Here is a 6,228-nt window from a genome sequence, read left to right on the forward strand (position 1 = left end):
ATCACTTCCCTCCCTTTTTCTTGGCATCGGCGGCGGCCTTCTGCTGATCAGCCAACTCGGTGTCATCCAGGTACCGATAGGTCTTGACCGTACCGGACAACTCCAGCGCGCCACCGGGCGTGATCACACCCTGTCCACCCTTGGGCTGCAGATTGATGTCATGCATGGTCAGGATGACCACGCGAGGCAATGACGCCACGCCACTGACGAACGCACCGAACTGGTGATAGCTGCCAACAAGGCGCAGCGCGATCGGCTTTTCGGCATAGAACTCTTTCAAGGTCTCGTCACCGGGCTTGAACAGTTCGTTGTTCAAACCGCTGGACAACGCGGTCTGCGAAACGTCGATGATCAGATCCGGCATTTCCGTTTTGCTGGGCAACTGGCGCAGCATCTGCTGCAACACCTGCTCCATCTGTGCCAGCTGTTGCTTCAACGGCTCCAGGTTGACCGCTCGCTTCTGTTCGGTCTCGAAGTCCTGGCGCAAGGATGCCTCCTTGTTCACCAGTTCTTCCAGCTCCCCTCTCTGTCCACTGATGATCAACAGGTAAGACAGGCCGAGGATCAGCAAGGACAGCAACACGCAGAACACAACCTTCGCGTTGCGCGGCCAGGCGCCGATATTGTTGAAATCCAGCTCTTTGGCGTTGAATTTCTTGCTCACGAACGGGCCTCCTTCTGCGCCGGCGCTGCCGGTGCTGTCTCGCCCTTTGGTTTCTCCGCCCCGCTGGCAGGCACCGCCGGCGCTGCCGGCGACGCAGCAGCCGGAGCACCGGGCGCAGCGGCTGCTGCAGGGGCCACCGCTGCAGCATCAGCTGCGGTCGGCGCGGCACCAGCTTCAGCCTGGCCATCGCTTGGCGCTGGCAACTGCACCTTCAGCGTGAACACATACGGCAAGGACTTGATGTCGACAACCGCACCGCCCTTCTGCTGCGTATCCTGCGCACGCGCCTCGATGATGGTCAGTTCCGGATTCCTCATCCAGCCCGAAGTCTCGAGATTGCGCATATAGGCACTGACACGGGCGTTGGACTGCGTACGCCCTTCCAGCGTCAGGGTCTCGCCTTCCTGCTTCAGTGCGGTCAGTACCACGCCATCGGGAATGGTGCGCACCAACGAATCAAACAGGTGCACCATCTGCGACCGCTTGCCCTGCAGCTCCTCGATCACCGCCTTGCGGTCCAGCAGACGCTTTTTCTGCTCGTCCAGGCGGTCGATTTCCTTGTTCTGCTCCTTGACCTTGGCGATCTCGGTCTCAAGGTAGGCATTGCGCTCGTTCTGCCCGCTGATCTGCTGGCTGAAGTAAAACCACAGCAAGCCCGACAGCACCACGCCACTGAGCGCAGCAAAGCCCAGCATCCCGTAGAACTCACGCTGACGCTGTTTGCGGCGCTCCTCGCGCCATGGCAATAGATTGATCCGTGCCATCAGTCAAACCCCCTCATGGCCAGACCTGTCGCGATCATCAGCGCAGGCGCATCCTGGTTCAGTGCATGCGCCTGGACCTTCGGACCCAGCGTCATCTGCGCCAAGGGGTTGGCGACCGAGGTCGCCACGCCAAGCTGCTCTTCGACCATGGTCGGCAAGCCGATCAGGGCAGCACAGCCACCGGCCAGAACGATGTGGTCAACGCGGTTGAACTCGCTGCCGGCGTAGAAGAACTGCAACAGGCGGCTGATCTGCTGCACCGTCGCTTCCTTGAACGGCTCCAGCACTTCCACCTCGTAGCTCTCCGGCAAACCGCCCTGGCGCTTGGCCAAGCCTGCTTCCTCGTAGCTCAGGCCGTAGCGGCGCATCACCTCGTCGGTGAGCTGCTTGCCACCGAACACCTGTTCGCGGCTGTACAGGCTGCGGCCACCACGCAATACGTTGAGCGTGGTCATGGTTGCGCCAATATCGACCAGCGCCACCACGCCATCACTGGGTACAGCCAGCTCGCTGGCAACCAACGCAAAGGCGTTCTCGATCGCGAACGCCTCCACATCCATCACCTTGGCGGTCAGCCCACCCAGCTCCAGCGCGGACTGACGCAGCTCCACGTTCTCCGAGCGGGACGCGGCCAGCAGTACCTGCACCATTTCCGGATTGTTCGGTACTGGACCCAGCACTTCGAAATCGAGGTTCACTTCGTCGATGGGGTACGGGATGTAATTCACCGCCTCCAGCTCGACCTGTGCTTCCATCTCGCTCTCGTCCAGGTCCGCCGGCATCGGGATCACCTTGGTGATCACCGCAGAGCCGGCAACAGCGGCGGCCGCCCCCTTGGCCTTGCTGCCTGAACGCGCGACAGCACGACGAATCGCTTCGCCGACTGCTTCGACTTCGACAATGTTCTTCTCCACCACCGCATTCGGCGGAAGAGGTTCCACGGCGTAATGTTCCACGCGGAAACGGTTACCGCTGCGGGAAAGCTGAAGCAGCTTCACCGCAGTCGAACTGATGTCGACACCAATGATTGGTGCCTGACTCTTTGGGATAAGCCCCACGGATTCTCCCCTGCCGACGGGCACTTGGACGCAAGTCTTGCGTCGGCGCATTAATAACGTTTTTTCAGCAAATGGCAACCACCCGGAATGCGAGACGCGATCTGCATCACGTCGCCCAGCTGTATCCCATTTGCTCTCCCCAGGACGCGGCCCCAGCCGCTCCCCTGCGTAATCTATACTCTGCGGCTACAAAAACCGCAATCGGGACTTCTGGATGCCACGTTTTCGTCGCTGGCTGCGTTGGCTGCTGGCCCTCTTTGTCGCCTTCTCCCTGGTCGGCGCAATCGCCATCGGCTCGCTCTATTACGTTGTCTCGTCCAAGCTCCCGGACGTACAGACGCTGCGCAATGTTGAATTGCAGGAGCCGATGTATGTTTATGATAATGAAGGGAAATTGATGGCGGTATTCGGCGAGACCCGCCGTTACCCGGTACAGATGAAGGACGTCCCGGAGCGCCTGAAGCAGGCCTTCCTGGCCACCGAGGACGCCCGTTTCTACCAACACGACGGCATCGACTACAAGGGCATTGCCCGCGCCGTATGGCTGATCGCGCGCACCGGCTCCAAGGACGGTGTACCCGGTGGATCGACCATCACCCAGCAGGTTGCGCGGCAATTCTTCCTCAGCAGCGAGGTCAGCTACACCCGCAAGTTCGCCGAAATCCTGCTCGCCCGCAAAATCGAGAGCGAGCTGAGCAAGGACGAGATCTTCGAGCTGTACCTCAACAAGAGCTTCTTCGGTAACCGCGCCTATGGCATCGGTGCCGCCGCCGAGTACTACTACGGCAAGAAGCTGGGCGAGCTCGACCTGGACGAAATGGCCTCGCTGGCCGGCATCCCCAAGTTTCCCTCCAGCGGCAACCCGCTGAGCAACCCCGAGCGCGCGCGCCAGCGACGCGACAACTATGTGCTGCAGCGCATGGCCGACCTGGGCTACGTCAGCCAGGCCGAGGCCGATGCAGCAAAGGCCGTGGCGATGCATGCCAGCCCGCATGAGCCGCCGGTGCAGGTCTATGCGCCCTACGTGGCCGAGCTGGTGCGCCAGGAAATGATCGCCAAATACGGCAGCGACGTGCTCAACAAGGGCTACCACGTCACCACCACCATCAATGGCCAGCTGCAGGAAGCCGCCAACACGGCGGTGCGCGATGGCCTGCACACCTATGACCACCGCCACGGCTGGCACGGCGTCGAACAGCACTTCGACGTCGCTGCCGATGCCGACAGCACCGCGCTGGCCCGGCACATCGCCGGCATCCCGTCCCAATCGGGCCTGCAGGCTGCCGTGGTTTCGGCCACCCATGCCGACGGCAGCATCACCGTGGTGCTGGCCGACCGCAGCGAACTGGTGCTGCCGGTGGCGTCCAGCCGCTGGACCAACCGCAGCCCCGCCAAGCTGGCCACCCGCGGCGACATGATCCGCGTGCGCGCTGGCAGCAAGGAAGGCGAATGGCTGATCGACCAGATCCCGCGCGGCCAAAGTGCGCTGGTCTCGGTGGACGCCGAAAGCGGCGCGTTGCGCGCCCTCGTCGGCGGCTTCAGCTTTGCCGGCAACAAGTTCAACCGCGCCACCCAGGCACGCCGCCAGCCCGGCTCCAGCTTCAAGCCGTTCATCTATGCGGCCGCCTTCGACAAGGGCTTCAACCCGGCCTCGATCGTGCTGGATGCACCGGTGGTGTTCCGCGACCGTCGCGGCAAGACCTGGCAGCCGCAGAACGATGGCGGCGGCTTCCGCGGCCCGATGCGTCTGCGCGAAGCACTGGTGCAATCACGCAACCTGGTATCGGTGCGCCTGCTCGACAGCATGGGCGTGGACTATGCGCGCAAGTACATCAGCGAATTCGGCTTCCAGGAAGCCGAACTGCCGCCGAACCTGTCGATGTCGCTGGGTACCGCCTCGCTGACCCCGTTGTCGGTCGCCCGCGGTTACGCCGTGTTCGCCAACGGCGGCTCACGCGTGGACACCTGGGTCGTGGACGAAATCAAGGACCGCGATGGCAACGTGATCTTCAAGGAAAACCCGGCCATGGCCTGCCGCGGCTGCGGCGGCACCTCGACCGCAGGCGCGGCGCCCGTGAGCCAGGTGGTGGACGGCTTCAACTTCGGCGCCGAGGCGGCACCCGCTCCGGTTGCCGCCAAGCCGGCGGAAGCCAAGCCTGAGGCCATCGAGCCGGCAAAGCCGGTGAACCCGGACGCCCGCACTGCGCCGCGCGCCATCGACGAGCGCACCGCCTACCAGTTGGTATCGATGATGCGTGACGTGGTCCAGCGCGGCACCGGCACCGCAGCCAAGGTCCTGGGACGCGAAGACGTGGGCGGCAAGACCGGCTCCACCAACGACCATCGCGACGCCTGGTTCTCCGGCTTCGGCGGCCCGCTGGCAACCACCGTGTGGGTCGGCCGCGACGACTTCCGCTCGCTGGGCTACCGCGAATACGGCGGCAAGGCAGCCCTGCCGATCTGGATCGACTACATGCGCGTTGCGCTGAAGGACGCTCCCATCGCCAGGAACGACCCACCGTCCGGCATGGTGCAGGCGACCATCAACGGCGCCACGGAATGGGTCAAGACCGAAGACCTGGATCGCGTGCAGGACTTCGACTTCGGCCAGCAGGACCACGCGACCAACGACGCCGCGTTCGACATCTTCTGATCAACCCAGCAGGCGGCGGGACGCAAGCCCCGCCGCCTGCCTACAATCGGGCCAGCACCCCCCAAGGTCAGAGCCTGATGCCTTCATCGCCACCGCACTCCCTCCCGCGCAATGCCCGCGAACGGCAATTGATCGCGCAGGAGGCCGCCCGCTTGATCGCCGAAAGCGGCATCCATGACCTTGAACACGCCCGCCGCAAAGCTGCTGCAAGGCTCGGCATCGCCAGCGAAGCCTTGTGGCCGCGCCTGGGCGAGATCGAGCAGGCGCTGCGTGAGCATCAATTGCTGTTCGCCTCCGGCAGCCAACCCGGCGCGCTGCACGAGCGTCGCGAATCTGCAGCGCAGGCCATGCAGTTCCTGCAGGCCTTCCAGCCACGCCTGGCCGGCGCAGTGCTGAGTGGACTTGCCACCGGCGACAGCCCGGTCATCCTGCACCTGCATTGCGATGATCCCGATGCCGTGCAGCGCTTTCTTCACGAACAGCGCATTCCTGCCGAGGCGCGCACCTGGTCGCTGCGTTTGGCGGGACATTCGTCAAAACAGCACTACCCAGGCTGCGAGTTCGCCGCCGATGGCATCGCCTTCGAACTGGTCGTGCTGCCCGAGGATGCACTGCGGCAGCCGCCTGTTTCAACGGACGACGGCAAGCCCCTGCCGCGCGCGACATTGACGCAACTGCGGCAATTGCTGGCGCAGGAACAGCGGTAATGCTGAGCCATGCTCGGCAGCAGCATTCCCGGTAAAGCCCTGCCGAGCATGGCTCGGCACTACCGGGCATCCATCTGCGCTTGTGGGAGCGGTGTAAGCCGCGACGTTGGCGATGCGCGAAAGGCCGAAGAAGCTACCCCTCCCCAACCCTCCCCTTGCCTGCGGCAAAGGGAGGGAGCGTAGCGCCGAGCATGGCTCGGTACTACCGGACAACCATCTGCGCTTGTGGGAGCGGCGTAAGCCGCGACGCTGGCGATACGCGAAAGGCCGAAGAAGTCCCCTCCCAACCTTTCCCTTGCCTGCGGCAAAGGAAGGGAACGTAGTGCCGAGCCATGCTCGGCAAAGGCATTCCCGGTAAAGCCTCTGCCGAGCATGGCTCGGC

At 63.7% G+C, this 6,228-nt stretch carries 5 protein-coding genes; 2 read left to right on the plus strand and 3 right to left on the minus strand.

What is annotated here, in order from left to right; translation table 11 throughout:
• Position 1 precedes the first annotated feature (1 nt).
• From pilO to QMX78_RS09990, 3 genes are read right to left on the minus strand one after another with little or no spacing between them, the layout of a single operon-like run.
• Positions 2–664, minus strand: coding sequence for a type 4a pilus biogenesis protein PilO (gene pilO, locus QMX78_RS09980; protein WP_282268968.1), 663 nt, complete (start codon positions 662–664; stop codon positions 2–4).
• The gene (locus QMX78_RS09985; RefSeq protein ID WP_282268970.1) at positions 661–1,428 is read right to left on the minus strand and encodes a PilN domain-containing protein; all 768 of its coding nucleotides are present in this window, start codon (positions 1,426–1,428) and stop codon (positions 661–663) included. Before QMX78_RS09985 ends, pilO begins: the two co-directional genes overlap by 4 nt.
• Positions 1,428–2,486 carry a pilus assembly protein PilM gene (locus QMX78_RS09990; RefSeq protein WP_343229781.1) on the minus strand — a complete coding sequence of 353 codons (1,059 nt, stop codon included), beginning with the start codon at positions 2,484–2,486 and terminating at the stop codon, positions 1,428–1,430. Before QMX78_RS09990 ends, QMX78_RS09985 begins: the two co-directional genes overlap by 1 nt.
• 214 nt (positions 2,487–2,700) lie before the next feature.
• Between QMX78_RS09990 and QMX78_RS09995 the strand changes: the two genes are divergently transcribed.
• Both QMX78_RS09995 and QMX78_RS10000 read left to right on the plus strand, forming a co-directional pair.
• Entirely contained in the window at positions 2,701–5,139 is a 2,439-nt protein-coding gene (locus tag QMX78_RS09995; RefSeq protein WP_282268974.1) for a penicillin-binding protein 1A, read from the plus strand.
• 77 nt (positions 5,140–5,216) lie between these two features.
• Positions 5,217–5,846 carry a hypothetical protein gene (locus tag QMX78_RS10000; RefSeq protein ID WP_282268976.1) on the plus strand — a complete coding sequence of 210 codons (630 nt, stop codon included), beginning with the start codon at positions 5,217–5,219 and terminating at the stop codon, positions 5,844–5,846.
• Positions 5,847–6,228 lie beyond the last annotated feature (382 nt).

The organism is Stenotrophomonas sp. PS02298 (genome assembly GCF_029959445.1).
GTDB lineage: Bacteria > Pseudomonadota > Gammaproteobacteria > Xanthomonadales > Xanthomonadaceae > Stenotrophomonas.